The following is a 23,649-nucleotide window of genomic DNA, read 5'->3' as shown; positions in this document are numbered from 1 at the left end:
GTACTTTGGGCGGCCACTATCCTCCCCCCGCGAAGGAGGACAGCCCCGTCAGCCGCTGCCTTTCGGGCCCCGCCCCTCCAGCATGCCAGGAGCGATGAAGCCCAAGGGCTGGATTGCGCTGGCCTGTTGCTTGAGGCGGCCCTGCATGGCGCGGTATTCTTCCTCCATTTCGGGCGTCACCGTGGCGCGGCTGTCGCCCAAGGCTTCGTCGAAATGGGCCATCGTCACTTCGCGCGAAGTGAGCGACTGGCGCAGCGCGATCAGGCCGGCGCGGCGGACCACGTCTTCCAGATCGGCGCCGGTATAGCGCTCGGTGCGGCCCGCGACCTCGCCGAGATCGACGTCGCTGGCGAGCGGCATCTTCTCGGTCTGGATGCGCAGGATGCGCTCGCGGCCCGCCTTGTCGGGGACGCCGACATAGATGAGCTCGTCGAAGCGCCCGGGACGCAGCAGTGCGGGATCGATAAGGTTGGGGCGATTGGTCGCACCGATCACCACCACCGATTGCAGCTCCTCCAGCCCGTCCATCTCGGCCAGGATGGTGTTCACCACCCGCTCGGTCGCCTGCGGCTCACCCAAGCCGCCACCACGGGCGGGGACAAGGCTGTCGAGCTCGTCGATGAAGATGACGCAGGGCGCCACCTGGCGGGCACGCGCGAACAGCCGGGCAATCTGCTGCTCGCTCTCGCCATACCATTTGGACAGGAGGTCGCTCGATTTGGTGGCGATAAAGTTCGCCTCCGCCTCGCGCGCGACGGCCTTGGCGAGCAGGGTCTTGCCGGTGCCAGGCGGGCCATAGAGCAGGAAGCCCTTGGCCGGACGGATGCCCAGGCGGCGGAACGCGTCGGGGTCCTTCAAGGGCAGCTCGACGCCTTCCTTGAGCCGCATCTGCGCGTCGTCCAGGCCGCCGACATCGTCCCAGCGGACCTGCGGCGCCTGCACCATGACTTCGCGCATCGCCGATGGCTGCACGCGCTTCAGTGCCTCGACAAAGTCGTCGCGGGTGACTTCGAGCGTATCGAGCACCTCGGACGGGATTGTCCCGTCGGCGAGGTTGAGCTTGGGCATGATGCGGCGCACCGCCTCGATCGCCGCCTCACGGCAGAGCGCCGCCAGATCGGCGCCGACAAAGCCGAAGGTCGTGCGGGCGAGTTCGTTCAGGTCGACGCCCTGCGCCAGCGGCATGCCGCGGGTGTGGATGCCCAGAATCTCGCGCCGGCCGCGATCGTCGGGAACGCCGACCACGATCTCACGGTCGAAGCGGCCCGGACGGCGCAGCGCTTCATCGATCGCTTCGGGGCGGTTGGTGGCGGCGATGACGACGATGTTGGCACGGGCCTCCAGCCCGTCCATCAGCGTCAGCAGCTGCGCGACCAGGCGCTTTTCCGCTTCGCCCGAGACCTGACCGCGCTTGGGCGCGATCGAGTCGATCTCGTCGATGAAGACGATAGAGGGTGCGGACTTGGCCGCTTCCTCGAACACCTGACGCAGGCGCGACTCGGACTCGCCATAGGCTGAGCCCATGATCTCCGGACCGTTGATCAGGTGGAAGGTGGCGTCGCTTTCGTTGGCGACCGCGCGCGCCAAACGCGTCTTGCCGGTTCCGGGCGGCCCATGGAGCAGCACGCCCTTGGGCGGATCGACGCCCAGGCGCTGGAACAGCTCGGGATAACGCAGCGGCAGCTCGACCATCTCGCGCAGCTGATCGATCGTGCCGGCCATGCCGCCGATATCGTCATAGGTGACGTCGGCGCGACGGCTCTCCTTGGGCTCCTCATATTCGGAGCGCAGCTCGACCTCGGTATTCTCGTCGATATGGACGACGCCGCGCGGCACGGTGGAGATAACCGCGAGGCGGATTTCCTGAAGCGCATAGGCCGGCGCGCGCAGATATTGCGCGACGTTGGGCGGCACATCGGCGCGCTGGTGGCCGACCGTGGCGATAGTGTCACCGGCGGTAAGCGGGCGGGCGAAAAAGGTGCGCTTGAGCGCGTTGCTCGACCCCTGGAGGCGCAGATTGGCCTGAGCTGGAGCGAACACCACGCGAGTCGCGGGCTTCGACTCGGCTTTTTGCACTTCGACGAAATCACCGGAGCCGACGCCGGCATTTGCGCGCTGAAGGCCGTCGATGCGGAGCAGCTCGAGCCCTTCATCCTCGGTATAGGGCAGCACGGCGCGTGCCGGCGTCGAGCGCTTGCCCATGATCTCGATCACGTCGCCTTCGGTAATGCCGAGTGCCGCCATCAGCGAACGGGGGATATGCGCCAGGCCGCGGCCGCTATCCTCGGGCCGCGCGTTGGCTACCTGGAGCTTGCGCCCTCTTGTTTCATCGTCCGCCATGGGATCCTTCCAGAAGCATGAAGGGCGGAACATAGGAACGGCACCGGAGTGCCGCGAGAGGGGCAAAAAAAATGGCGGACCCGGGGGCCCGCCTTGGAAAGGTTTAGGAGAGGATGCCTGAAAGGCCTGCTCTATGTGCGGTGCGACGCATTTTTGTGCAAGTGCGAAAGATACTGAAGCGACGTGCAGGACTTGCAATCGCAAAGGTGCCAAACGATACCAGTGCGAGAGCAGACGCTGGCTGGAAGGGTGATTTCAGTCAGATTCGTTTGTGACGCAGTGCACAATGAGAACCCTATGCGCAGGCTTCCTCCCCTTACCGCCATCGAAGCGTTTGTGCAGGTCGCCCGCCTCGGCTCCATCAAGGCCGCGGCCGAGGAACTGGCGCTGTCCTCCCCTGCGCTCAGCCGGCGCGTGCAGTCGCTGGAGCGCTTCATCGGCAAGCCGCTGTTCGAACGGCGCCACCAGGCGCTGCGGCTCAATGCCGAGGGCGAGCGGCTGCTGGGGATGATCGCGCCGGCGCTGGACGGGATGACCGACGCGGTGGAGGCGATGATGAGCGGCAGCGAGCTGCTGCGACTGCGCCTGAGCGTATTCCCCCTGTACGCGACGCAACAGCTGATGCCCAAGATGCCCGAGTTGCGGCGGCGTCACCCCGAGCTGCACCTGGACGTCGACACCGCGGGTCATGCCATCGCACGCCTTGGCGACAGTCTGGACGCGGCGATCGTGATCGCGCGCGACATCGATCCTGGGCTCTATTCGCGGCGGCTGGACCGCAACAACGTCCATGTGATCGGGCATCGTTCGCTGCTGGAGGGGCCCGATCCGGTGACGCGGCCCGAGCAGCTGTCACGGCTGACCGCGCTGGTGCACCGCGACATGCCCGAGAGCTTCACCGCGTGGAAGGCGGCGGCGGGTGTTCCCGACCTGGAGCCGCTGGCGATCGACCATTTCGATGCGGGCAATTTGATGCTGGAAGCCGCCGCGCAGGGGCTGGGTGTCGCGTTCATGCTCGAATCGCATTTCGAGGCGGCGCGCGACGACCGGCTGGTGCGGCTGTTCGACCTGACGGTGGAGAGCCAGTACAGCTATTGGTTCGTATGCCGCCCCCGCGCGTTGACACAGCGGCCGGTGAAGGTGTTCCACGACTGGCTGGTCGAAGCGTTCGAGGCGGAATAGCTGCCGAAAAGCAAAAGGCGAGGCATCGAGCCCCGCCTTTAGTTGCCCCAGGTTTAGGGCGAATATTCTTCTTCGTCACCTCGGCCTTGAGCCGGGGTCCCGCTGCCTTGATCCGCCAGAAGAAGAAGCGGGATCCCGGCTCAAGGCCGGGATGACGGGAGGATTTCCGGCTTACGCTTCCGAGCGGGCCTTTACGATCTTGCCCGGGTTGCGGGGCGGCTCGCCCTTGGGGAGGGCGTCGACATGGTCCATGCCTTCGACCACTTCGCCCCAGACCGTGTACTGGCGATCGAGGAAGCTCGCATCGGCCAGGCAGATGAAGAACTGCGAGTTCGCGCTGTTGGGATCGTTGGTACGTGCCATCGAGCAGACGCCGCGGGCGTGGCGCTCGGCCGAGAATTCAGCCGGAAGGTTCGGCTCCTTGGAACCGCTCATGCCGGTGCCGGTGGGATCGCCGCCCTGCGCCATGAAGCCGTCGATCACGCGGTGGAACACGACGCCGTCGTAAAAGCCTTCATCGGCAAGCTTGACGATGCGGGCGACGTGCTGCGGGGCGAGGTCAGGGCGCAGCTTGATACGGACGTCGCCGGTTTCGAGCGTCATCACCAGCGTGGTAGGATCGGCCATGGGGAACTCCTGAGAAACAATGCGCCCGGACTTAAGGGGCGTGCCCCCAAACGGCAATGGCCAGGGTGCATTGGCAGGAGGAAGGCGGCGCGTTAGGAGCAGCGCGACCGGGCGCGACGAAGGAGGTCCACCATGAGCGAGACCGAACTTCTGGACGCCACGCCGCCAGCCGAAAGCGAGCTGGACGAGGACGACCGGCTGAAGCCCGAATTCGTCGACGCAGTGCTTGAGGCGGTCGAGGCGGGCGACGCGGAATCCGCACGGTTGAAGGTAGCGCCGCTCCATCCGGCCGACATCGCCGATCTGGTCGAGCTGACCCCCGCCGAGCAGCGCCCCGCGCTGGTGGCGGCGATCGGCGACCTGATCGACGGCGACGTGCTCGCCGAGATGAACGACTGGGTCCGCGAGACCCTGGTCGACGCGCTGACCGCCACGCAGGTCGCCGACATTGCCTCCGAACTCGATACCGACGACGCCGTCGCGATCATCGAGGACATGGAGCCGGAGGACCAGCGCGAAGTGTTGCGCGCGCTGGACCCGGACGATCGCGCCGCGATCGAGGAAGCGCTGTCGTTCCCTGAGGAATCTGCCGGGCGCCTGATGCAGCGCGAGCTGATCGCGGTGCCTGAGCATTGGACCGTTGGCGGCGTCCTTGATTACCTGCGCGGGCACGAGGAGCTCGCGACCGATTTCTGGGAAATCTTCGTGGTCGACCCAGCGCACAAGCCGGTCGGCACCTGTGCGCTGTCCTGGATCCTGCGCTCGCCGCGATCGGTGTCGGTCAGCGACGTCATGGCGCGCGAGCAGACGCTGATCCCGGTCGACATGGACCAGGAGGAAGTCGCGCTGCGTTTCCAGAAATACGCGCTGATCTCCGCCGCGGTGGTCGACGGCACCGGACGGCTGGTGGGGATGATCACGGTGGACGACGTGGTCCACATCATTTCCGAGGAAGCCGGCGAGGACATTCTCCGCCTGTCGGGAGCCGGCGAAGGCGACATCAACGAGCCGGTGTTCGACAGCTACAAGGGGCGCGTGCGCTGGCTGATCACCAATCTGGTGACGGCGCTGTCGGCGGCGACGATCATCAGCATGTTTGGCGGCACGATCGAGAAGCTGGTAGCACTGGCCGCGCTGGGGCCGATCGTGTCGGGGGTCGGCGGCAATGCCGGCACGCAGACCATGGCGGTGACCGTGCGCGCGCTGGCGACCAACCAGCTGACTCAGTCCAACACGCTGCGCGCCATCCGGCGTGAGGTGCAGGTGGCGTTGCTCAACGGGATTTCGGTGGCGTCTCTGGTGGGCATGGGCGTGGCCTTGTGGTTCGGCCATGCCGCGTTGGGCGGCGTGATCGCGGTCGCGATGCTGGTCAACATCGTGATCGCCGGCATGGCAGGCGTGGCGGTGCCACTGACGCTGGAGCGGTTCGGGGCGGACCCCGCGGTGTCGTCATCGGTGTTCGTGACGATGATCACCGATTCCATGGGCTTCCTGGCGGTACTGGGGCTCGCGACGCTCGTGGGACCGGCGCTGCTCGCTTGAACGGCGTGGGGCGAACGCCCAGCTAAGCCGCGTGCCGCTTCATCTGACCAAGGTCGCCTTTGGCTGCGACAGTATCGAGTTTTTGCAGGAACGCCTGGCGATGCGCGCGGCGCATGGGCCAAGCTATCTGAGCACGCGCTATCTGCCCAAGCGGCATGAAGAGATTGCAGGCGGATCGCTGTTCTGGATCATCAAGCACCAGCTGATCGGGCGGTCGCCGATCCTGGGCTTTGGCGAGGCCGAGGGCGGGCGCGTGGCGATCCATCTCGAGCCCCGGCTGGTGCTGGTCCACGCGCGACCCAAGCGGGCGCATCAGGGCTGGCGGTATCTGGAAGGGGCCGATGCCCCGGTCGATTTGGGCGAGGCCGGCGGGGGTATGGACGAACTGCCGCCGCACTTGGTGGGCGAGTTGGCGGGGTTGGGTTTGCTGTGACTTCAATCCTCCCCCGGAGGGGGAGGTGGCGCGCGTAGCGCGACGGAGGGGTACTCCCCACCCGCGACGCCGCTTGTGGTGACTACCCCTCCACCATGCTTCGCATGGTCCCCCTCCCCCTCCGGGGGAGGATTATTCAGTTTGCCAGCTGGGCGTAGGCGTTGCGGAAGGCAGTGACCTTCGGCTTGTCCCAGCGGGCGATGTAGGGGTGATTGGGGTTGCGCCAGAAGAAGTCCTGGTGCTCGGCCTCTGCAGGATAGAAGGTGCCGGTCTCCAGCTTGGTGACGATCGGGCGCGGATAGGCTTTGGCGCGACCGAGTTGGGCGATGTACGCCGCGGCCACGCGCTGCTGCTGTGCGTTCTGCGGGAAGATCGCCGAACGATAGCTGGGCCCCTGATCGGGGCCCTGGCGGTTAAGCGACGTCGGATCGTGCGCGACCGAGAAGAAGACGCGCAGCAGCGTCGCGTAGCTCACCTTGCGCGGATCATAGACGATGCGCACCGCTTCGGCATGGCGGGTGCGCTCAGTCGACACCTGCGAGTAATTGGCGGTCGCCCTGGTGCCCCCGGCATAGCCGTTTGTCACCGATTGGACGCCCTTCATCGACTGGAAAACCGCCTCCATGCCCCAGAAGCAGCCGCCGGCGAGCACGGCGACCTGTGGCCCCTTTGCCGGCGGCACATCCTGCTGTGCGGCAGGGATCGGCACCGCCCGCTCGGCGCCGACCGAGGCCGGCGCGAGGAACAAGGCTGCCACGACTGCCGCGGCTGGAAGCGTCCATTTGAGCATGAACGCCTAGATCGTGCGGCGAACGGTTCAGCGCAAGGCGGCGCAGGCGTCCTGAATGCGCGTGCACGCCTCGGTCAGCGCCTGCTCCGACGTGGCGTAGCTGATCCGCATCGCCGGTGAGAGGCCGAAGGCGGCGCCGTGCACCGCCGCGACCTTGGCTTCGTCGAGCAGATAGCCGATCATTTCCTCGTCGGTGGTGATCGTCTGCCCCTTGGGCGTGGCCTTGCCGATCAGGCCGGAGAACTCGGGATAGACGTAGAAGGCGCCCTCGGGCGTCGGGCAGGTCATGCCCTCGATCTGGTTGAGCATGCCGACCACCAGGTCCCGCCGCTTCTGGAAGGCGGCGTTGCGCTCGGTCAGGAAGCTCTGGTCGCCGTTCAGCGCCGCGACCGAGGCGGCCTGGCTGATGCTGCACGGGTTCGAGGTCGACTGCGACTGGAGCTTGCCGATAGCCTTGATCAGCCAGGCCGGGCCGCCGGCATAGCCGATCCGCCAGCCGGTCATCGCATAGGCCTTGGACACGCCGTTCGCGGTCAGGGTGCGATCATAGAGCTGGGGAACGACCTGGGCGATCGTCGCGAATTCGAAGCCGTCATAGAGGATATGCTCGTACATATCGTCGGCGTAGATCAGCACGTGCGGGTGGCGCAGCAGCACCTCACCCAGCGCCTTGAGCTCCGCGGCGCTATAGGCGGCACCGGTCGGGTTGGACGGCGAGTTGAGCACCACCCATTTGGTCTTGGCAGTGATCGCGCGATCGAGCTGCTCGGGCTTGATCTTGTAGTTCTGGTCCGCGCCCGCCGCGATGAAGATCGGCTTGCCGCCCGCGAATTCGACCACGTCGGGATAGCTCACCCAATAGGGGGCCGGGATGATCACTTCGTCACCCGCATCGATCGTCGCGCAGAAGGCGTTGAACAGCGTGTGCTTGCCGCCCGAGTTCACGCTGATCTGGTTCTCGGCATAGGTGAGGCCATTGTCGCGCGCGAACTTGGCGACGATCGCCTGCTTGAGCTCGGGCGTGCCATCGACATTGGTGTATTTGGTTTTGCCCGCGCGGATCGCCTCGATCGCGGCTTCCTTGACGAAGTCGGGCGTGTCGAAGTCAGGCTCGCCAGCGCCCAGGCCGATCACGTCGATACCCTGCCGCTTCAGCTCGAACACGCGGCTCGTCATCGCGAGCGTGGCGGAGGGCTGGATGCGCCCGAGCGCGGCGGAGGTCTGCATGAACGGCGGCCTTTCCGGGAGGAGAACGCCGCGGGCTATACGTCCGGGTTCGCGCTTTCCGCAACTGTAACGGCTGCAACCAATCCGCGCACGGCATTGCCGAGGAAGAAGCCGCCAGCGAGATCGGCGGGGGTGAGGTCCCCTTCCACTGCACGGCCGGTCTCCAGAAGCTCGGCGCGCAGCACGCCCGGCAGGAGCCCGCGGGCGAGCGGCGGCGTGATGAGGGTGCCGCTCCGTTCCACGAACAGCGAGGTGAAGCTGCCCTCGGTCAGATACCCATCAGCGTCGGTGAACAGCACTTCCCAGCTGCCCGCCGCCTCACGGGCGCGGTCGTAAAAGGCGCGGCGGGTGGTCTTGTGCGCAAGCCGGAAATCGTCGGGCGCAACCGGCAGCGGGCGGAGCGCGACGCCCACTGGTGCAGCGGGTGCCTGCGGAAGCGGGCGGGCCCCGATCGCGATCGCCCCCGATGGGCCGAGCAACAGGCGAACCTTGGCAGCGTGGCGCAGGCGGAAGGTGGCGGCCTGAAGTTCGTTGCGGACGGCGTGCCGGTCGAACGGAAAGCCCAGCGCCAGCGCACTCGCCTTCATCCGCGAGAGATGCCGCTCGAGATAGGCGAGCCCCTCCAGCGGATCGAAGCGCATCGTCTCGATCAGGTCGAACGCGGACTCACCAGCCGTCACGAACGCTCCCTTGGCAAGGCATTCCTCCCATTCGGCGCGCGGCCGCGAATCGGCGACGATGCCAGACCCCAGGCCAAGCACCGCCGTTCCTGCCCCATCGCAGACCAGCGTGCGGATCGCCACGTTGAACATCGCATCGCCATTCGGATCCAGCCTGCCGATCGTCCCGGTATATACGCCGCGCGGATCGGGTTCGACCTCCCCGATGATCTGCATCGCGCGGATCTTGGGCGCGCCGGTCACCGAGCCGCAGGGGAACAACGCACGCAGCGCGTCCACGGCGTCAAGCTCCGGGCGCAGCGTGGCCGTGACGGTGGAGATCATCTGGTGGACCGTGGGATAGCGCTCGACCCGGAAAAGCTCGGGCACCGCAACGCTGCCCGCTGTCGCGACGGTGGCGAGATCGTTGCGCATCAGGTCGACGATCATCAGGTTCTCGGCCTGCTGCTTGGCGTCGGCGGCGAGCGCCTGGGCAGCGGCGGCATCGCGAGCGTCGTCGCCGGTACGTGCGGCGGTGCCCTTCATCGGGCGGGCGGTGAGCTGACCGTCCTCCAGCGCGAAGAAGAGTTCGGGGGAGAAGCTGAGCAGCCAGTTGCGGCCGGTGGCGATCAGCGCGCCATAGCCGGCGCGGGCGCGCTGGCGCAGCAGGGCGAACAGCGCGGCCTCGCTGCCCGCGTAGCGCAGCGTGGCGCGGAAGGTGAGGTTCGCCTGATAGATGTCGCCGGCCCGGATATAATCGAGCACCCGGTCGCAAGCGGCGCGATACGCACTCCAGCTGACGCCGGGTTCGGGTGCGCCCGCCCAAGCGCCAGCGGGATCGGGAAGCAGTGCCGAAACCCCCTCTGGATCAAGCACTTGAAAGCCGCGGAACAGGCCGAACCACAGGCTCGCCCCCTCATAATCGAGATAGCCGGCGGCATGGAGCCCCCGCCTTGAGGCAGTGCGCAGCCCCTCTATCGCGCGCTCTACTTCTCGCTCGCCCTGCGCTTCGATGATCTCAACCGGGTCGCGATAGAGCCGCGCGGGCGCGCCGCCGTCGCGGGCGTCGTCGAGCAGGACGAAAGGAGGGGCCGGCAGCGCCATGCCGAGCGCATGCCGCTACCCGATCGCAGGAGCAACCCCGTGTTGCCGCCACGCCCCTGCCCGGCCTATCAGCGGATATGTCCGACCTTCCGCTTCGCGCCGTCATCGTCCCCGTCACCCCGCTGCAGCAGAACTGCACGCTGTTGTGGTGCACCCGCACCATGCGCGGCGCCTTCGTCGATCCCGGCGGCGACCTGCCCAAGCTGCGCGCGGTGGCGGCCGAGCATGGCGTGACCGTCGAAAAGATCCTGCTGACGCACGGCCATATCGACCATTGCGGCGAGGCCGGGGTGCTGGCGCAGGAACTCGGCGTGCCGATCGAGGGACCGCAAGAAGCTGACCGCTTCTGGATCGCGCGGCTGGACAATGATGGCCGCAAATACGGGATCCGCGGCGTGCCGTTCGAGCCCGACCGCTGGCTGAACGAAGGCGATCGCGTCACCGTGGGCGACCTGGGCTTCGACGTGTATCACTGCCCCGGGCACACGCCGGGGCATGTCGTGTTCCATCAGCGCGAGACCAAGCTGGCGCTGGTTGGCGACGTGCTGTTCCGTGGATCGGTCGGGCGCACCGACTTCCCCTTAAGCGACCACCAGGCGCTGATCGACGCAGTGGTCACCAAGCTGTGGCCGCTCGGCGACGATGTCGCGTTCATCCCCGGCCATGGCCCGGCGAGCAACTTCGGGCATGAGCGGCGGACGAATCCGTTCGTCGGCGACGTGGCATTGGGCCGGGGCTGAGCCGCCCCGGCAAGGCTCAGCGGGTCTGCTGGATGCGGAACACGGTGGTGCCAGGTTCCGGCGTACCGCGGCTCTGAAGCCCGGTCCAGGCGGCGAACAGCGCCAGCCCGACCATGATGAGCATGGTCGAGATGATGCCGACCTGGCGCAGGCGCATGGCTCCGTCCATGCCGAAGCCGTGCAGGATGCGGCCGATGATGAACACCGCCGCGACCACCCAAAGCCACAACTGGGTCCCGACTGCGAATTCGATCAGCGCGATCAGGATCAGCACGATCGGGGCATATTCGGCGAAGTTGGCATGCGCCCGCATGCGCGCGAGCAGCCGGGGGTGGCCGCCGTCGCCAAGCGAGATCTTTTTGCCGATTCGCAGTTGCCCCACGCGCATGGCGAGCCAGAAGTTGATCAGCGCGGCGGCGCCCGTGGTGGTGAGCGCGACTGGCAACAGCATGATATTCCCCCGGGTGTTAAGCGCCGGCACCCTACACAGACTTGCAACATGGGCAAGAATCGCTATAGGCGCTGCCTCGCTTCGTGACCTGTCCGCTGGTCCGGCGGGCGGCCGGCATCAGCCGTCGCTTGCCTGAACATCGACGCGGGCGTATCGCGACCTATATTCAAGTGTCTGTTTTGTAAGAAGGTGCCTCGATGGCCGTTCCTAAGAGAAAAACTTCGCCGTCGCGGCGTGGCATGCGCCGGTCGCACGACTCGCTCACCGTTGCAGCATTCCAGGAATGCTCGAACTGTGGCGAACTGAAGCGCCCGCACAACCTGTGCACCGGCTGTGGCCACTATAACGGCCGCGAAGTCATCGCCGCCGAGGCCTGAGCCAAACGCGGACAAGAGGCCTGCCGGCATGACCAGCTTGCGAATCGCCGTCGATGCAATGGGCGGCGATGAGGGTATTGCCGTCATGCTGGCTGGGGCCGCGCGAGCGCGCCGCCGTTTCGACGGGATGGAATTCATCCTTGTCGGCGACGAGGCGCGCATTCGCGAAGGGCTGAACGCCCACCCCCATCTGACAGCCGCGTCGGAGATCGTCCACGCGGCCGATGTCGTTGCGTCCGACGCCAAGCCCAGCCAGGCGATCCGCCGTGCCAAGACCACGTCGATGGGCATCGCCATCGACATGGTGAAGCAGGGCCGCGCCGGCGCCGCTGTGTCGTCGGGTAATACCGGGGCGCTGATGGCGATGTCCAAGCTGGCGCTGCGCACCATGCCGGGCATTGATCGTCCAGCTCTGGCCGCGCTGATGCCGACGCTGGGCGAAAATGATTCGGTGATGCTCGATCTTGGCGCCAACACCGAAGTCGACGCCCGCAACCTGGTGCAGTTCGCCGTGATGGGCGCCGCCTATGCGCGGATCGCGCTCGATCTGGAAAATCCCCGAGTCGCGCTGCTGAACATCGGCACCGAGGAGATGAAGGGCACCGACAGCATCCGCGACGCCGCGGCCGAGCTGCGCAATGCCACGCATCTGCGCCTGGACTTCAAGGGCTTCATCGAAGGCAACAAGCTGTCGCGCGGTGAAGTCGATGTGGTCGTGTGCGACGGCTTTTCCGGCAACATCGCATTGAAGACGATCGAGGGCACGGCCCGCTTCGTCGGCGATTTGCTGAAGCGCGCATTCTCCAGTTCGGTACGCTCGAAGATCGGCTTCCTGATCTCCAAGCCCGCGACCGAGCTGCTGCGCCACCATCTCGACCCCAACAATCACAATGGCGCGATTTTCCTGGGGCTGAACGGCATTGTCGTAAAGAGCCATGGTGGCGCCAACGAAGTCGGCATAGATACCGCCATCGGCTTTGCGGCGAAGATGCTGCGCGACGACCTGAATCGGCGCATCGCCGAGGATCTTGGGAATTTCGAGGCTAAGGCTGCGTGACACGGCGTTCGGTTATTCTCGGCACCGGTTCTTTCCTGCCGGCGCGGCGCGTCTCCAACGCCGAACTGGCGGAAACGGTGGACACCACCGACGAGTGGATCGTCGAGCGCACCGGCATCCGCTTCCGCCACATCGCCGCTGAAGACGAGACGACGGGCACGCTGGCTGCTGGCGCCGCGCGCGCCGCGCTGGAAGCCGCAGGGATCGAATCGACGTCGATCGACCTCATCGTGCTCGCTACCGCGACTCCGGACCAGACCTTCCCCGCCACCGCGACTCGCGTGCAGACTGCGCTGGGCATCGGCGATTGCGTGGCGTTCGACGTGGCGGCGGTGTGCTCGGGCTTCCTTTACGCCGTGCAGGTCGCCGATTCGATGATCCGCGCGGGCGCACATACCCGCGCGCTGGTGATCGGTGCCGAGACGTTCAGCCGCATCCTGGATTGGGAAGACCGCGCGACCTGCGTTCTGTTCGGCGATGGCGCCGGCGCAATCGTGCTCGAAGCGCAGGAAAGCGACGAAGCCTCTGGTGCCGGCATCCTGGCGACTCGGCTCCACGCCGATGGGCGGCACAACGACTTGCTCTATGTCGATGGCGGGCCGTCGACCACCGGCACCGTCGGCAAGCTGCGCATGAAGGGCCGCGAAGTGTTCCGGCACGCCGTGACCAACCTGGCCGCGGTGATGGGCGAATCGCTTGAGGCGGCCGGACTGAGCGCCGGTGACGTGGATTGGGTCGTGCCGCACCAGGCCAATGCCCGCATCCTCGACGCCACGGCGCGCAAGCTTGGCCTCGCGTCCGAAAAGGTCGTTGTTACTGTCGACCAGCATGCCAACACGTCGGCGGCGTCGGTCCCGCTCGCGCTCGACACCGCCGTGCGGGACGGACGAATCCAGCGCGGCGACCTGCTGGTGCTTGAGGCAATGGGGGGCGGCTTCACCTGGGGCGCGGCGGTGGTTCGCTTCTGACGCGACGCACGGTGCAAGGGATGCGCCGTTAGGCATGTTGCTGGTTTGCGAATTTTTCGCAATCTGCTAAGCTGGGGCAACACAGGTTAAGTTCGGGGGACATTCGTGGACAACGCCGATGCAGGCACGCTGACCAGAGCCGATCTGGCTGAATCGCTGCATCGCGAAGTTGGCCTGTCGCGCGCGGACGCCGCACGCCTGGTCGAGCAGATTCTTGCCCATATGTGCGAGTCGCTGGCCAAGGGGGAAAATGTGAAGATCTCCGGCTTTGGCAGCTTCATCCTGCGCGACAAGGGCGAGCGGATCGGCCGTAACCCGAAGACCGGCGTCGAAGTGCCGATCGCGCCGCGCCGTGTGCTTACCTTCCGCGCCAGCCAGATGATGCGCGACCGCATCGTGGCGGGTGACTGAATAACCGATGGCGGCGCCGGGAAAGGCAGCCGGCGCGCTGCGAACGATCGGCGAACTGGCCGATGAGATCGGGCGGCCGCAGCATATCCTGCGATACTGGGAAACGCGCTTTCCCCAGCTGCGCCCGCTGACGCGCGCAGGTAACCGCCGCTATTATCGCACCGAAGACGTCGCCCTGGTGCGGCGTATCCACCATCTGCTGGCGGACCAGGGCTATACCATCCGTGGGGTCCAGAAGCTGCTTGCGGAGGAAAAGGGCGTCAGAGCGCCTGCTCCTGAGGTGGTGGTACCCGACGGGAACCTGCGCGCGGTGCGGGATGCCTTGGCAGAGGCGCTGCGGGACGACCGGGACTAGGCGCGGTGCGGCTTGTGCGCGCTGAGATGCGTCGCGCAGGTGCGCAATAAGAGCTCCCCGGCGAAGGCAGCCGTGAACAGCTAAGGCGTGTCGGGGCCGAGCGTCGGGTCGAGATCGCGCGGGCGTACGAAGAAGGCCAATTCCGCCGACCCGCGCCGAACATCGGCCCACTCTCCTGCGAAGTGCAGCTGCGCGAGGCTGGCGGTGGGAAACTTGATCGCCACTTCGTCACGCAAAGCGCTGCCTTCGGGCACCAGCTGCAAGATCAGCTCCTCAAGCCCCGGATTATGCCCGGCGAGCAGCACTTCGTCGGCATCGGCTGGCAAGTCGTGGATCACGTCGAGCAAGGTCGCGGCGGAGGCCAAGTACAGGCGCTGGTCCCAGGCGGGCGCCAGCGCACTGCCATAACCGCGCCCGACATGGTCGAGCGTCTCCATCACCCGCAGTGCCGGGGAGGCGACGGCATGGCCGAAATGGAGCTTCAGGCTGCGCAAGTGGCGGCCCATCATCGCTGCGGCGCGCTGCCCCTTGGGGTTGAGCGGCCGGTCGAAATCGCGCGCGACGAGGTCGTCCCACCCGGACTTGGCGTGGCGCAGCAGCGTGAGCGTCTTCATGCGTCCCCGGGTGGTTCAGGCGGTTGCCGGCGCCTCATGCCGCAAGCGCGCTGCCAAGGAAAGCCGGACACGCTCGATCGCCTCGTCCAACGTCACCCGGGCCACCGGCGTTCCCACTGGAAACGCACTCAGCAAGCGTGACGGCATGGCGGCGGAGAGCAGCACGAAGCTGCCGCGATCGTCGGCGCGGCGGATCAGCCGCCCGAACGCCTGGGCGAGCTTGGCGCGGATGATGCGGTCGTCATAGGCGCTGCCGCCCCCGGCGAGCCGCCGCGCGGCGTGGAGCACGGTCGGCTTGGGCCAGGGCACGCCCTCCATCACCACCAGGCGAAGCGATTCACCGGGCACATCTACGCCGTCGCGCAGCGCGTCGGTGCCGAGCAGCGAAGCGCGCGGATCATCGCGGAAGATGTCCACCAAGGTGCCGGTGTCGATCGGGTCGACATGCTGCGCGAGCAAAGGCAGCCCTTCGCGCGCGAGCCGGTCGGCAATGCGGGCATGCACCGCGCGCAGGCGACGAATAGCAGTGAAGAGGCCAAGTGTGCCGCCCTCGGCCGCCACGATCAGGCGAGCATAGGCGTTGGCAAGGGCCGGCAAGTCGCCGCGCTTGATATCGGTGACGATCAGCACTTCGGCCTGCGCGGCGTAATCGAACGGGCTGTGCGCTTCGAACCGGGCAGCAGGGCGGATCAGGTGCGTGGCGCCCGAGCGGGCCTCGGCGATGTCCCAGTCGCCACCGGCACGCAGCGTTGCCGAGGTGACCAAAGCGCCGTGGGCGGGCTTGAGCACGGTGTCGGCGAACGGCTTTGACGGGTCGAGCCAGTGGCGGTGCAGGCCAATGTCGTATTCGCGGCCTTCGACGCGGTCGATCGCCAGCCAGTCGACATATTCGGGATCGGCCGGGCCACCGATGCGCGCGATCAGCGCCAGCCAGGCACCCACCGTCTCCGTGCGCCAGGCGAGCGAAGCGATCGCGCCTTCGATCCGCGCACGTGCCGGACCGTCCATCCAGTCGGGCGAGTCGGCGAGCACCGCTTCGAGCCGGCGGCCAAGCGCCACCATGGGGCGGATCAGCGCGTCGAGCGCGGTGGCGGCTGGGCCTGCGGCCTCGACCAGTGCGGCGTCAGGTTCGGCCAGTTCGGTTTCCAGGCCATAGCCGGCTTCCGCCGAACCGTTGACGTCGCGGGCATAGACCAGCCCGCGCACCGCGCCGAGCAGCGCCTCGACTGGGCCGAACGGCTCCCCTTCGGCGACGCGCTGAAGCCAGCCGTCGCTCGGCAGCGCGCGGGCTGCATCGACTGCTTCGGCAATGGCGATGCCGCCTGCCTCGTCATAGCTGGCGACGTCCGACAGCCGGGCGGCGAGGCCGCGGCGTCGGCCGCGGGAACCCGATTCGGGGCCAGTGACCCAACGGCGGATCTCGATCGACTCCTGCCCCGTCAGCGCGGCAGAGAACATCGCGTCGGCCGCGTCGAACAGATGATGGCCTTCGTCGAACACGTAGCGCGAGGGGCGCGTCGCCGATTCGCGGCCGCGCGCGGCGTTGACCATTACCAATGCGTGGTTGGCGATGACGATGTCGGCCTCGGCACTGGCGCGGGCCGCGCGTTCGATGAAGCATTTTCGGTAATGCGGACAGCCGGCGTAGATGCACTCGCCGCGGCGATCCGTCAGCGCAGTCGAGCCGTTGCGGCGGAACAGCGTGGGCAGCCAACCGGGCAAGTCTCCGCCGATCATATCTCCATCGGCAGTGAAGGCGGCCCAGCGCGCTACCAGCTGCGCCAGGATCGCCGCGCGCCCGGCGAACCCGCCTTGCAGCGCATCCTCAAGGTTCAGCAAGCAGACATAGTTCTCGCGCCCCTTGCGGGTGACGATGCGCTGGTGACGTTGCTCGGCGTCGGGGAACAGCCGTTCGCCCTCGGCGGCGAGCTGGCGCTGGAGCGCCTTGGTGAAGGTGGAGACCCACACCGCCCCGCCCGCCTGCTCGGCCCAGAGCGAGGCAGGGGCGAGATAGCCGAGTGTCTTGCCGATGCCGGTGCCGGCTTCGGCGAGGACGAGGTTGGGCGCGTCGCGCACCGCGCGCGGGGTGAAGGCGCTGGCGGCGGCGGCGGCATAGTCGCGCTGGCCCTGACGGCGTTCGGCGCCGCTGCCGGTGAGCGCGGCGAGGCGTTCCGCCACCTGTTCGGGATTGAGCGAGATCGTGCGCGGCGCAGGGCGCGGGGGTTGCTCCTCCCATTCGGGCAGCTTGGAGAACAGCCAGCGCTCGGCGCGCTCGGGCTTGGCGATCTGCTCGCTGAGCGCGGGCGCCCAAGGCCAGCGGAGGCGGTAGAGCGATTGGAGCGCGTGCCAGCCCCCTTCCCGCTCCTTCCACTCACCGTTCGGGACGGCGAGGAGTGCGGCAGCGGCTTCTCGGAGGAAGGCCGCGATGTCCGCGTCTTCGGCCGGTGCCGAGAGATCGGTGACACGCGCCAGGCCCTTGGGCGTGGGCACCATGAAGCGCGCGGGGTGGAGAAAGGCGAAGAGTTCGAGGATATCGAGCCCCGACAGTTCGGGGTGGCCCAGGCGCTGGCCGATCAGAGGCGCATTGAGGAGGATGGTGGGCGTGTCGGCGGCGATGCGGATCGCTTCGCCGCGACTGACGGCGCGGGTCTCCTCAGCAGTGGCGATCCAGATGCCGCCATGGCTGGCGTGGAGCGCGGGATAGGGAAAGGCGGCGGTCATCGGCACGCCACTATGTACGCGCTTCGTTCCGCCGGGAACAGGGTGTACGTCATTCTGTAGAGTGTGCCGTAGAGGCCCGAAGTGCCTTCCAGAGAGCCTGGACCTGATGATTGAGGGTGCCGAGCTGCTCGACGCCCATACCTGCACGATCCAGAAGATGCTCACCGAGGCAGCCACATTCCTCACGCATCGCCGCTCCGCGATCAGAGAGGCGGACGCGGACCTGGCGCTCGTCGTTTGGGTTGCGCTCGCGGGTGACGAAGCCGGCGGCTTCGAGGCGCTTCACCAGCGGGGTGATCGTGCTCGATTCCAGCGACAGCCGCTCAGCGATGGCGCCGACAGTGCGGCCATCCTGCTCCCACAGGGCGTGGAGCACCAGATATTGCGGATAGGTGATGCCGAGGCGGTCGAGCATCGGCTTGTAGGCGCGGGTGATCGCCATGCTGGTGGCGTAGAGCGAGAAGCAGAGCTGGTCGTCGAGCGGCAGGGCGGCGGGCACGGGGTTCTCCTGAGACAGATTGTATATCGCGATAAATAAACTGCTGGACAAGGGGGGCCCGCCGGCCTAGCTAGATAGTTATCGCGATACATATCTGTCCCCAGCAAAGGAGTTCGACCATGTCCGTCGATGTGAAATACACCACCCGCGCCACCGCCACCGGAGGCCGTGATGGCGAAGCCCGCTCTGAGGATGGCCGCTTCACCGCCAGGCTTTCCACGCCCAAGGAACTGGGCGGCGCCGGCGGTGACGGGACCAATCCCGAGCAGCTGTTCGCAGCGGGCTATTCGGCATGCTTTATCGGCGCGCTGAAGGCGGCGGGGGCGCAGCTGAAGCTGAAGGTTCCGGCGGAGACGACCGTGACCGCGACGGTGGGCATCGGCCCGCGCAGCGAAGGCGGGTTCGGGATTACTGCCGACCTGGAAGTCAGCCTGCCTGGGCTGGCGCGTGCTGATGCGGAGAAGCTGGTGGAGACTGCGCACCAGATCTGCCCGTATTCAAATGCGACCCGGAATAACGTGGATGTTGGGCTGAGCGTGGCCTGACGCCTTAGGTAGGTTCCCGCCTTCGTCACCCCGGCCTCGAGCCGGGGTCCCGCTGCCTTGCCCTGGTAGAAGAAGTAGCGGGATCCCGGCTCAAGGCCGGGATGACGGAAGGAAGGAGCTTGTGACACCATCGCTGCATCGGTTGCTGGAACCTGTCGCGCCAGTTCGCTAGAGGCGCGGGATGACTGATCTATCCGCCTTCCGCGACGCCGCACTCACTTCAAAGGCCTGGCCCTATGAAGAGGCGCGGAAGCTGCTGAAACGCTATGCGAACGGCGCGCCGGCCAAGGGGCATGTGCTGTTCGAGACCGGCTATGGCCCGTCGGGCCTGCCGCATATCGGCACGTTCAATGAAGTGCTGCGCACCACCATGGTGCGCCATGCGTTCGAGACGCTGTCGGACGTGCCCACCCGGCTGATCGCGTTCAGCGACGACATGGACGGGCTCCGGAAAGTGCCCGACAATGTGCCCAACCAGGAGATGCTGCGCGAGCATCTGGGCAAGCCGCTGACGCGCATCCCCGATCCGTTCGGCACGCATGAAAGCTTTGCCGCGCACAACAATGCGCGGCTGCGCGAATTCCTCGACCGGTTCGGGTTCGAGTATGAGTTCGCGTCGTCCACCGAATATTATACGGGCGGTCGTTTCGACGAGGCGCTGAAGCTGGTGCTGCGCCATTATCAGGGCATCATGGGCGTGATGCTGCCGACGCTGCGCGCCGAGCGCCAGGCGACCTATTCGCCGGTGCTGCCGGTCAGCCCCAAGTCAGGCATCGTGCTGCAGGTACCGGTCGAAGTACTCGACCCCGAGACGGGCATGATCGCGTTCGAGGACGAGGGCGAGCGCATCGAACAGAGCGTGTTTGCCGGCCAGGCCAAGCTGCAATGGAAGGTCGATTGGGCGATGCGCTGGGTGGCGCTCGACGTCGATTACGAGATGGCGGGCAAGGACCTGATCGACTCCGTCATTCAGTCGGGCAAAATTGCTCGCGTAATGGGCGGCAAGCCGCCCGAGGGCTTCAACTACGAGATGTTCCTCGACGATAAGGGCGAGAAGATCTCAAAGTCCAAGGGCAATGGGCTGAGCCTGGAGCAATGGCTGAGCTATGGACCCGACGAGAGCCTGGCCTTTTATGCTTATCGCGAGCCGAAAAAGGCAAAGGCGCTGCACTTTGGCGTGATCCCGCGCGCGGTGGACGAATATTGGCAGTTCCGCGGCAATTATGCCGCCCAGCCGGCCGAGCAGAAGCTGGGCAATCCGGTGCACCATATCCACAATGGCGATGTGCCGAGTGAGGCGCTGCCGGTCACCTATAGTCTGCTCCTCAACCTGATCGGGGTGCTGGGCGCGCAGGCGAATGAGGACGCGGTGTGGAAGCTGCTGGAGCGCTATGGCGAGGGCCTGACGCGCGAGAGCAACCCGGACCTGGCCAAGCTGGTGCCGCTGGTGCTGGCCTATTATCGCGACGTGGTGGCGAGCACGCTGAAGCGGCGAGCGCCGACCCAGATGGAAGCCGAGGCGCTACGGCGGCTGGACGCGGTGCTGGCGGAACTGCCCGAGGGCGCGTCGGCCGAGGATATCCAGAACCATGTGTACGAGATCGGCAAAACGGGCGGGTTCGAGAGTCTCCGGGACTGGTTCAAGGCGTTGTACGAGACGCTGCTCGGGTCCGAGCAGGGGCCGCGCATGGGAAGCTTCATTGCGCTGTATGGGGTGGAGAACAGCCGTAAGCTGATTGCTGAGGCTTTGGCGGCTTAGTCTCGGCGCTGACGCTCCCTTCGTCATCCCGGCCTTGGATGGCGGCGGGAGGATTGGCTCTTCTAGTTCCCCAGCGGAGGCCGGGGCCCAGTTGCGGGGCAGCTGTTGCATGCGTCATGCGCCATCGAGACGACATTGCAGCTGGGCCCCGGCCTTCGCCGGGGAATTTGTGGGGGTGCGGCGGCGGTGCCTCGCTGCTTTGACCGGCGGTGGCGATCCGGTACGGGTGGGGCATGCCTGCCCTGACACCCCTTCGCCGCGCGCGCTCCGCCACTCGTGACTTTCTGCACAGCGAAGCGGCGGGTGGTATCGTCCTGATCGCAGCGGCTGTGCTGGCGATGCTGGCGGCGAACTGGCCAGGCGTGGCCGAGCAGTACTTTCATCTGCTGCACATTCAGACCGGACCGGTGATCAGCCCGCATCACGGGCCGATGACGGTGCATCTGTGGATCAACGACGCGCTGATGGCGCTGTTCTTCCTGCTCGTGGGTCTCGAGATCAAGCGCGAGTTCGTCGATGGGCGGCTGGCCACCTGGGACCGGCGGCGCTTGCCGGTGGTCGCGGCGGCGGCGGGGATGGCGTGCCCTGCCCTGTTCTACCTGCTGGTGGTGGGGGGCTATCCCAGGCTGGTGCATGGCTGGGCTATTCCGGCGGCGACCGACATTGCCTTTGCGATCGGGCTGCTGGCGATCCTGGGGAAGCGGGCGCCGACATCGCTCAAGCTGTTCCTGACCACCGTGGCGATCGTCGACGATCTAGGCGCAGTGGTGATCATCGCCTTGTTCTACACCGCCGAGCTCGACTTGGTGTCGCTGGGCATCGCCGCAGCGATCGTCGCGGGCATGTTCGCGCTCAACCGGGCGGGGGTGAAGCGGCTTTCGGTCTATCTGTTGCTCGCGGTCATATTGTGGGTGTTCGTGTTCCGATCGGGCATCCACGCCACGATTGCGGGGGTGCTGGCGGCGCTCACCATTCCGATCACCAAGTCGCCGGCGGCGCCCGACGATGCAGAGTCGCCGCTGCACCGGCTGGAGCATGCGCTGCACCCCTGGTCGGCGTTCGTGATCGTGCCGTTGTTCGGGTTCGCCAATGCCGGCGTGTCGCTGGCCGGGAGCAGCCTGGGCGTGTTGGCGGAGCCGCTGCCGCTGGCCGTGCTGCTGGGGCTGTTCCTGGGCAAGCAGATCGGCATCTTTGCCAGTGTGGTGGTGGCGGACAAGACCGGGTTCGCCAAGCGCCCGGGCTGGGCGAGCTGGCCGCAGATTTATGGGGTGTCGCTGCTCGCCGGAATCGGATTCACGATGAGCCTGTTTATCGGCGGGCTGGCGTTCGCGGGCGAGGATATGTTGATCGACGAAGTGAAGATCGGGGTGCTTGCCGGGTCGGTGCTGTCGGCGGCGGCGGGGTATGCGGTGCTGCGCTTTGCGCCGGCGCGGCGGGTGTTGGCGGTGAAGGCGCTGGCGCGGCGTTCTGGGCGGTGATCTTCGGCGTGTAGCTGTTCCCCGGCGGAGGCCGGGGAACTAGTTGGGGTACGTCTTCTTCGTCACCCGGGATGACGGGGTCAGGCGGCGGTGCCGCCTACGGTCAGACCGTCCACCAGCAGGGTTGGCTGGCCCACGCCTGCGGGGACGCTCTGGCCGCCCTTGCCGCACATGCCGATGCCTTCGTCGAGGGCGAAGTCATTGCCGATGCCTGTGACCTTGTTGAGCACCGTGGGGCCGTCGCCGATCAGCGTCGCGCCCTTGATCGGGCGCCCAAGCTTGCCGTTCTCGATCAGATACGCCTCGGTGCAGGAGAAGACGAACTTGCCCGAGACGATGTCGACCTGGCCGCCGCCAAAGCTCTTGGCGAAGATGCCCTTCTTGACGCGCGACAGCAGTTCGGCGGGATCGTCCTTGCCGCCCTTCATGAAGGTGTTGGTCATGCGCGGCATCGGCGCGTGCTGGAACGATTCGCGACGGCCATTGCCGGTGGGCTCGACGCCCATGAGGCGGGCGTTCAGGCGGTCCTGCATATAGCCCTTGAGGATGCCGTCCTCGATCAGGATGGTCTCGCGGGTGGGCGTGCCTTCGTCGTCGATCGACAGCGAGCCGCGGCGATCATGAATCGAGCCGTCATCGACCACGGTCACGCCCGGCGCGGCGACGCGTTCGCCGATACGGCCCGAGAACGCGCTGGTGCCCTTGCGATTGAAGTCGCCTTCCAGGCCGTGGCCGATCGCTTCGTGGAGCAGCACGCCAGGCCAGCCCGGGCCGCACAGCACGACCATGTCGCCGGCCGGAGCGTCGACCGCGTCGAGGTTGACCAGCGCCTGGGCCAGCGCTTCGTCGATCGCGCGGTTCCAGGTTTCGGGCTGGAACAGGCGGTCATAAAGGGTGCGGCCGCCGGTGCCGAAGCTGCCCGTTTCGCGCCGGCCATTCTGTTCGACCACAATCGAGACGTTGAGGCGAACGAGCGGGCGGACATCGGTGGCGATGAAGCCGTCGGGGCGGACGATCTCGACCACGCTCCACGAGCCGGTGAGGCCGACCGACACCTGCACCACGCGCGGATCGCGCGCGCGGGCGGCGGCGTCGATCGACTGGCACAGATTCACCTTGTCGGCGAAGGGCACCAGGTCCAGCGGATCGGCATCGGTGTAGAGGTGGCGGTTGTTGCCCTGCGGTGGCGGGGCCTTGCCGGCCTTGCCGGGCTCGATCAGCGCCATGGTTTCCGCCGCGCGGCGGATCGCCTGGGGGGTGATCTCGTTGGCGTGGGCGAAGGCAGTGGTTTCGCCCGAGACCGCGCGCAGGCCGAAGCCCGACTGGGTGTCGTAGGACGCAGTCTTCAGGCGGCCATCATCGAAGCCGAACGCCTCGGTCTTGCGATATTGCAGGTAGAGCTCGCCATCCTCGGCATTCGCCAGCGCTTCGGCAGTGAGCCGGGCGGCGGTGTCGGGGTCGAGATGGTCGCGGTAGAGGAACGCGCGCGGATCGGAAGGAAGGCTCATCCTTCCGATATAGGACGCTTAGAGGCTGGCGCCAGACGCGATGTCGGGCTGACCTTCGGTGCCGGGCTTGTCGGCCGGGCCGCCAATCAAGATGAAGCGGCGATCGCAATAGCCGCAATCGATATAGCCATGCTCGTCGATCTGAAGGAACACGCGCGGATGGCCGAGCGATGCCGGCACGCCAGGGCCGCTGCCGTCGCACGACACGCGGGCATGGGAGGTACGGATGGTCTCGGACGGCGGGATCATGCCGACTCGCCTA

23 protein-coding genes are annotated in these 23,649 nt (G+C 66.8%); 12 read left to right on the top strand and 11 right to left on the bottom strand.

Features of this window, described 5'->3' with window-relative positions:
* Positions 1-48: 48 nt before the first annotated feature.
* Positions 49-2,340 (bottom strand): CDC48 family AAA ATPase, encoded by a 2,292-nt coding sequence (locus tag LQ953_RS06155; RefSeq protein WP_231029846.1) that lies wholly within the window; start codon positions 2,338-2,340, stop codon positions 49-51.
* A 297-nt stretch (positions 2,341-2,637) separates the two neighbouring features.
* Here LQ953_RS06155 and LQ953_RS06150 point away from each other — a divergent pair, with 297 nt between their 5' ends.
* On the top strand, positions 2,638-3,522 hold the full coding sequence (locus LQ953_RS06150; RefSeq protein WP_231029845.1) for a LysR substrate-binding domain-containing protein: 885 nt from the start codon (positions 2,638-2,640) through the stop codon (positions 3,520-3,522).
* Between the two features lie 171 nt (positions 3,523-3,693).
* Here the strand turns inward: LQ953_RS06150 and LQ953_RS06145 are convergent, their stop codons facing one another.
* Entirely contained in the window at positions 3,694-4,149 is a 456-nt protein-coding gene (locus LQ953_RS06145; RefSeq protein ID WP_231029844.1) for a peptidylprolyl isomerase, read from the bottom strand.
* Between the two features lie 132 nt (positions 4,150-4,281).
* On the opposite strand from LQ953_RS06145, the gene mgtE reads away from it, so the two are divergent.
* Together mgtE and LQ953_RS06135 are read left to right on the top strand one after the other, a co-directional pair.
* Entirely contained in the window at positions 4,282-5,691 is a 1,410-nt protein-coding gene (gene mgtE, locus LQ953_RS06140) for a magnesium transporter (RefSeq protein WP_231029843.1), read from the top strand.
* 31 nt (positions 5,692-5,722) lie between these two features.
* The gene (locus tag LQ953_RS06135; RefSeq protein ID WP_231029842.1) at positions 5,723-6,124 is read left to right on the top strand and encodes a DUF1489 family protein; all 402 of its coding nucleotides are present in this window, start codon (positions 5,723-5,725) and stop codon (positions 6,122-6,124) included.
* 136 nt (positions 6,125-6,260) lie between these two features.
* Here the strand turns inward: LQ953_RS06135 and msrA are convergent, their stop codons facing one another.
* From msrA to pabB, 3 genes are read right to left on the bottom strand one after another with little or no spacing between them, the layout of a single operon-like run.
* Positions 6,261-6,914: a peptide-methionine (S)-S-oxide reductase MsrA gene (gene msrA, locus LQ953_RS06130; RefSeq protein WP_231029841.1), complete on the bottom strand. Its 654-nt coding sequence runs from the start codon at positions 6,912-6,914 to the stop codon at positions 6,261-6,263.
* 27 nt (positions 6,915-6,941) lie between these two features.
* The gene (locus LQ953_RS06125; RefSeq protein WP_231029840.1) at positions 6,942-8,141 is read right to left on the bottom strand and encodes a pyridoxal phosphate-dependent aminotransferase; all 1,200 of its coding nucleotides are present in this window, start codon (positions 8,139-8,141) and stop codon (positions 6,942-6,944) included.
* A 35-nt stretch (positions 8,142-8,176) separates the two neighbouring features.
* Positions 8,177-9,904, bottom strand: a complete 1,728-nt coding sequence (gene pabB / locus LQ953_RS06120; RefSeq protein ID WP_231029839.1) for an aminodeoxychorismate synthase component I — start codon at positions 9,902-9,904, stop codon at positions 8,177-8,179.
* A 77-nt stretch (positions 9,905-9,981) separates the two neighbouring features.
* Between pabB and LQ953_RS06115 the strand changes: the two genes are divergently transcribed.
* Positions 9,982-10,644, top strand: a complete 663-nt coding sequence (locus LQ953_RS06115) for an MBL fold metallo-hydrolase (protein WP_231029838.1) — start codon at positions 9,982-9,984, stop codon at positions 10,642-10,644.
* Positions 10,645-10,660: 16 nt separating this feature from the next.
* Here LQ953_RS06115 and LQ953_RS06110 read toward each other — a convergent pair whose 3' ends face one another.
* Complete coding sequence (locus tag LQ953_RS06110; protein ID WP_231029837.1) at positions 10,661-11,095, bottom strand: MAPEG family protein; 435 nt, start codon at positions 11,093-11,095, stop codon at positions 10,661-10,663.
* Positions 11,096-11,292: 197 nt separating this feature from the next.
* On the opposite strand from LQ953_RS06110, the gene rpmF reads away from it, so the two are divergent.
* From rpmF to LQ953_RS06085, 5 genes are all read left to right on the top strand, one after another.
* On the top strand, positions 11,293-11,472 hold the full coding sequence (rpmF, locus tag LQ953_RS06105; RefSeq protein WP_231029836.1) for a 50S ribosomal protein L32: 180 nt from the start codon (positions 11,293-11,295) through the stop codon (positions 11,470-11,472).
* 28 nt (positions 11,473-11,500) lie between these two features.
* Positions 11,501-12,529 carry a phosphate acyltransferase PlsX gene (plsX, locus tag LQ953_RS06100; protein WP_231029835.1) on the top strand — a complete coding sequence of 343 codons (1,029 nt, stop codon included), beginning with the start codon at positions 11,501-11,503 and terminating at the stop codon, positions 12,527-12,529.
* Positions 12,526-13,497 carry a beta-ketoacyl-ACP synthase III gene (locus tag LQ953_RS06095; protein WP_231029834.1) on the top strand — a complete coding sequence of 324 codons (972 nt, stop codon included), beginning with the start codon at positions 12,526-12,528 and terminating at the stop codon, positions 13,495-13,497. The genes plsX and LQ953_RS06095 overlap by 4 nt, the downstream gene beginning before the upstream one ends.
* Positions 13,498-13,602: 105 nt before the next feature.
* Entirely contained in the window at positions 13,603-13,908 is a 306-nt protein-coding gene (locus LQ953_RS06090; protein ID WP_231029833.1) for an integration host factor subunit alpha, read from the top strand.
* A gap of 7 nt (positions 13,909-13,915) precedes the next feature.
* Positions 13,916-14,263 (top strand): MerR family transcriptional regulator, encoded by a 348-nt coding sequence (locus tag LQ953_RS06085; RefSeq protein ID WP_231029832.1) that lies wholly within the window; start codon positions 13,916-13,918, stop codon positions 14,261-14,263.
* Between the two features lie 80 nt (positions 14,264-14,343).
* On the opposite strand, the gene LQ953_RS06080 is transcribed toward LQ953_RS06085, so the two are convergent.
* From LQ953_RS06080 to LQ953_RS06070, 3 genes are read right to left on the bottom strand one after another with little or no spacing between them, the layout of a single operon-like run.
* The gene (locus LQ953_RS06080) at positions 14,344-14,877 is read right to left on the bottom strand and encodes a SixA phosphatase family protein (protein ID WP_231029831.1); all 534 of its coding nucleotides are present in this window, start codon (positions 14,875-14,877) and stop codon (positions 14,344-14,346) included.
* Between the two features lie 15 nt (positions 14,878-14,892).
* Positions 14,893-17,598 (bottom strand): ATP-dependent DNA helicase, encoded by a 2,706-nt coding sequence (locus LQ953_RS06075; protein WP_231029830.1) that lies wholly within the window; start codon positions 17,596-17,598, stop codon positions 14,893-14,895.
* 49 nt (positions 17,599-17,647) lie between these two features.
* Positions 17,648-18,097, bottom strand: a complete 450-nt coding sequence (locus tag LQ953_RS06070; RefSeq protein ID WP_231029829.1) for a MarR family winged helix-turn-helix transcriptional regulator — start codon at positions 18,095-18,097, stop codon at positions 17,648-17,650.
* A gap of 119 nt (positions 18,098-18,216) precedes the next feature.
* Here LQ953_RS06070 and LQ953_RS06065 point away from each other — a divergent pair, with 119 nt between their 5' ends.
* The 3 genes from LQ953_RS06065 (at position 18,217) to nhaA (ending at position 21,879) form a co-directional block, all read left to right on the top strand.
* Positions 18,217-18,642, top strand: coding sequence for an organic hydroperoxide resistance protein (locus LQ953_RS06065; protein WP_231029828.1), 426 nt, complete (start codon positions 18,217-18,219; stop codon positions 18,640-18,642).
* Between the two features lie 181 nt (positions 18,643-18,823).
* On the top strand, positions 18,824-20,401 hold the full coding sequence (locus tag LQ953_RS06060) for a lysine--tRNA ligase (protein ID WP_231029827.1): 1,578 nt from the start codon (positions 18,824-18,826) through the stop codon (positions 20,399-20,401).
* Between the two features lie 233 nt (positions 20,402-20,634).
* Complete coding sequence (gene nhaA, locus LQ953_RS06055) at positions 20,635-21,879, top strand: Na+/H+ antiporter NhaA (protein WP_231029826.1); 1,245 nt, start codon at positions 20,635-20,637, stop codon at positions 21,877-21,879.
* A gap of 80 nt (positions 21,880-21,959) precedes the next feature.
* Here nhaA and tldD read toward each other — a convergent pair whose 3' ends face one another.
* Together tldD and LQ953_RS06045 are read right to left on the bottom strand one after the other, a co-directional pair.
* Positions 21,960-23,387 carry a metalloprotease TldD gene (gene tldD, locus LQ953_RS06050; RefSeq protein ID WP_231029825.1) on the bottom strand — a complete coding sequence of 476 codons (1,428 nt, stop codon included), beginning with the start codon at positions 23,385-23,387 and terminating at the stop codon, positions 21,960-21,962.
* An 18-nt stretch (positions 23,388-23,405) separates the two neighbouring features.
* A complete protein-coding gene (locus LQ953_RS06045; protein ID WP_231029824.1) occupies positions 23,406-23,636 on the bottom strand; it encodes a zinc-finger domain-containing protein in 231 nt (76 codons plus the stop codon).
* Between the last annotated feature and the right edge of the window lie 13 nt (positions 23,637-23,649).

The sequence above is a fragment of the Sphingomonas sp. IC-56 genome (assembly GCF_021043375.1).
Classification (GTDB): Bacteria; Pseudomonadota; Alphaproteobacteria; order Sphingomonadales; family Sphingomonadaceae; genus Sphingomonas.
This window is presented reverse-complemented; position numbering and strand designations above follow the sequence as displayed.

Excerpts from the sequence above, each read along its gene's own strand:
- LQ953_RS06075 (WP_231029830.1), bottom strand. The coding sequence starts at position 17,598 with ATGACCGCCGCCTTTCCCTATCCCGCGCTCCACGCCAGCCATGGCGGC.
- LQ953_RS06060 (WP_231029827.1), top strand. The coding sequence starts at position 18,824 with ATGACTGATCTATCCGCCTTCCGCGACGCCGCACTCACTTCAAAGGCC.
- LQ953_RS06125 (WP_231029840.1), bottom strand. The coding sequence starts at position 8,141 with ATGCAGACCTCCGCCGCGCTCGGGCGCATCCAGCCCTCCGCCACGCTC.
- LQ953_RS06085 (WP_231029832.1), top strand. The coding sequence starts at position 13,916 with ATGGCGGCGCCGGGAAAGGCAGCCGGCGCGCTGCGAACGATCGGCGAA.
- LQ953_RS06045 (WP_231029824.1), bottom strand. The coding sequence starts at position 23,636 with ATGATCCCGCCGTCCGAGACCATCCGTACCTCCCATGCCCGCGTGTCG.
- tldD (WP_231029825.1), bottom strand. The coding sequence starts at position 23,387 with ATGAGCCTTCCTTCCGATCCGCGCGCGTTCCTCTACCGCGACCATCTC.
- LQ953_RS06145 (WP_231029844.1), bottom strand. The coding sequence starts at position 4,149 with ATGGCCGATCCTACCACGCTGGTGATGACGCTCGAAACCGGCGACGTC.
- plsX (WP_231029835.1), top strand. The coding sequence starts at position 11,501 with ATGACCAGCTTGCGAATCGCCGTCGATGCAATGGGCGGCGATGAGGGT.
- msrA (WP_231029841.1), bottom strand. The coding sequence starts at position 6,914 with ATGCTCAAATGGACGCTTCCAGCCGCGGCAGTCGTGGCAGCCTTGTTC.
- LQ953_RS06110 (WP_231029837.1), bottom strand. The coding sequence starts at position 11,095 with ATGCTGTTGCCAGTCGCGCTCACCACCACGGGCGCCGCCGCGCTGATC.
- rpmF (WP_231029836.1), top strand. The coding sequence starts at position 11,293 with ATGGCCGTTCCTAAGAGAAAAACTTCGCCGTCGCGGCGTGGCATGCGC.
- LQ953_RS06150 (WP_231029845.1), top strand. The coding sequence starts at position 2,638 with ATGCGCAGGCTTCCTCCCCTTACCGCCATCGAAGCGTTTGTGCAGGTC.
- nhaA (WP_231029826.1), top strand. The coding sequence starts at position 20,635 with ATGCCTGCCCTGACACCCCTTCGCCGCGCGCGCTCCGCCACTCGTGAC.
- LQ953_RS06065 (WP_231029828.1), top strand. The coding sequence starts at position 18,217 with ATGTCCGTCGATGTGAAATACACCACCCGCGCCACCGCCACCGGAGGC.
- LQ953_RS06080 (WP_231029831.1), bottom strand. The coding sequence starts at position 14,877 with ATGAAGACGCTCACGCTGCTGCGCCACGCCAAGTCCGGGTGGGACGAC.
- pabB (WP_231029839.1), bottom strand. The coding sequence starts at position 9,904 with ATGGCGCTGCCGGCCCCTCCTTTCGTCCTGCTCGACGACGCCCGCGAC.
- LQ953_RS06115 (WP_231029838.1), top strand. The coding sequence starts at position 9,982 with ATGTCCGACCTTCCGCTTCGCGCCGTCATCGTCCCCGTCACCCCGCTG.
- mgtE (WP_231029843.1), top strand. The coding sequence starts at position 4,282 with ATGAGCGAGACCGAACTTCTGGACGCCACGCCGCCAGCCGAAAGCGAG.
- LQ953_RS06155 (WP_231029846.1), bottom strand. The coding sequence starts at position 2,340 with ATGGCGGACGATGAAACAAGAGGGCGCAAGCTCCAGGTAGCCAACGCG.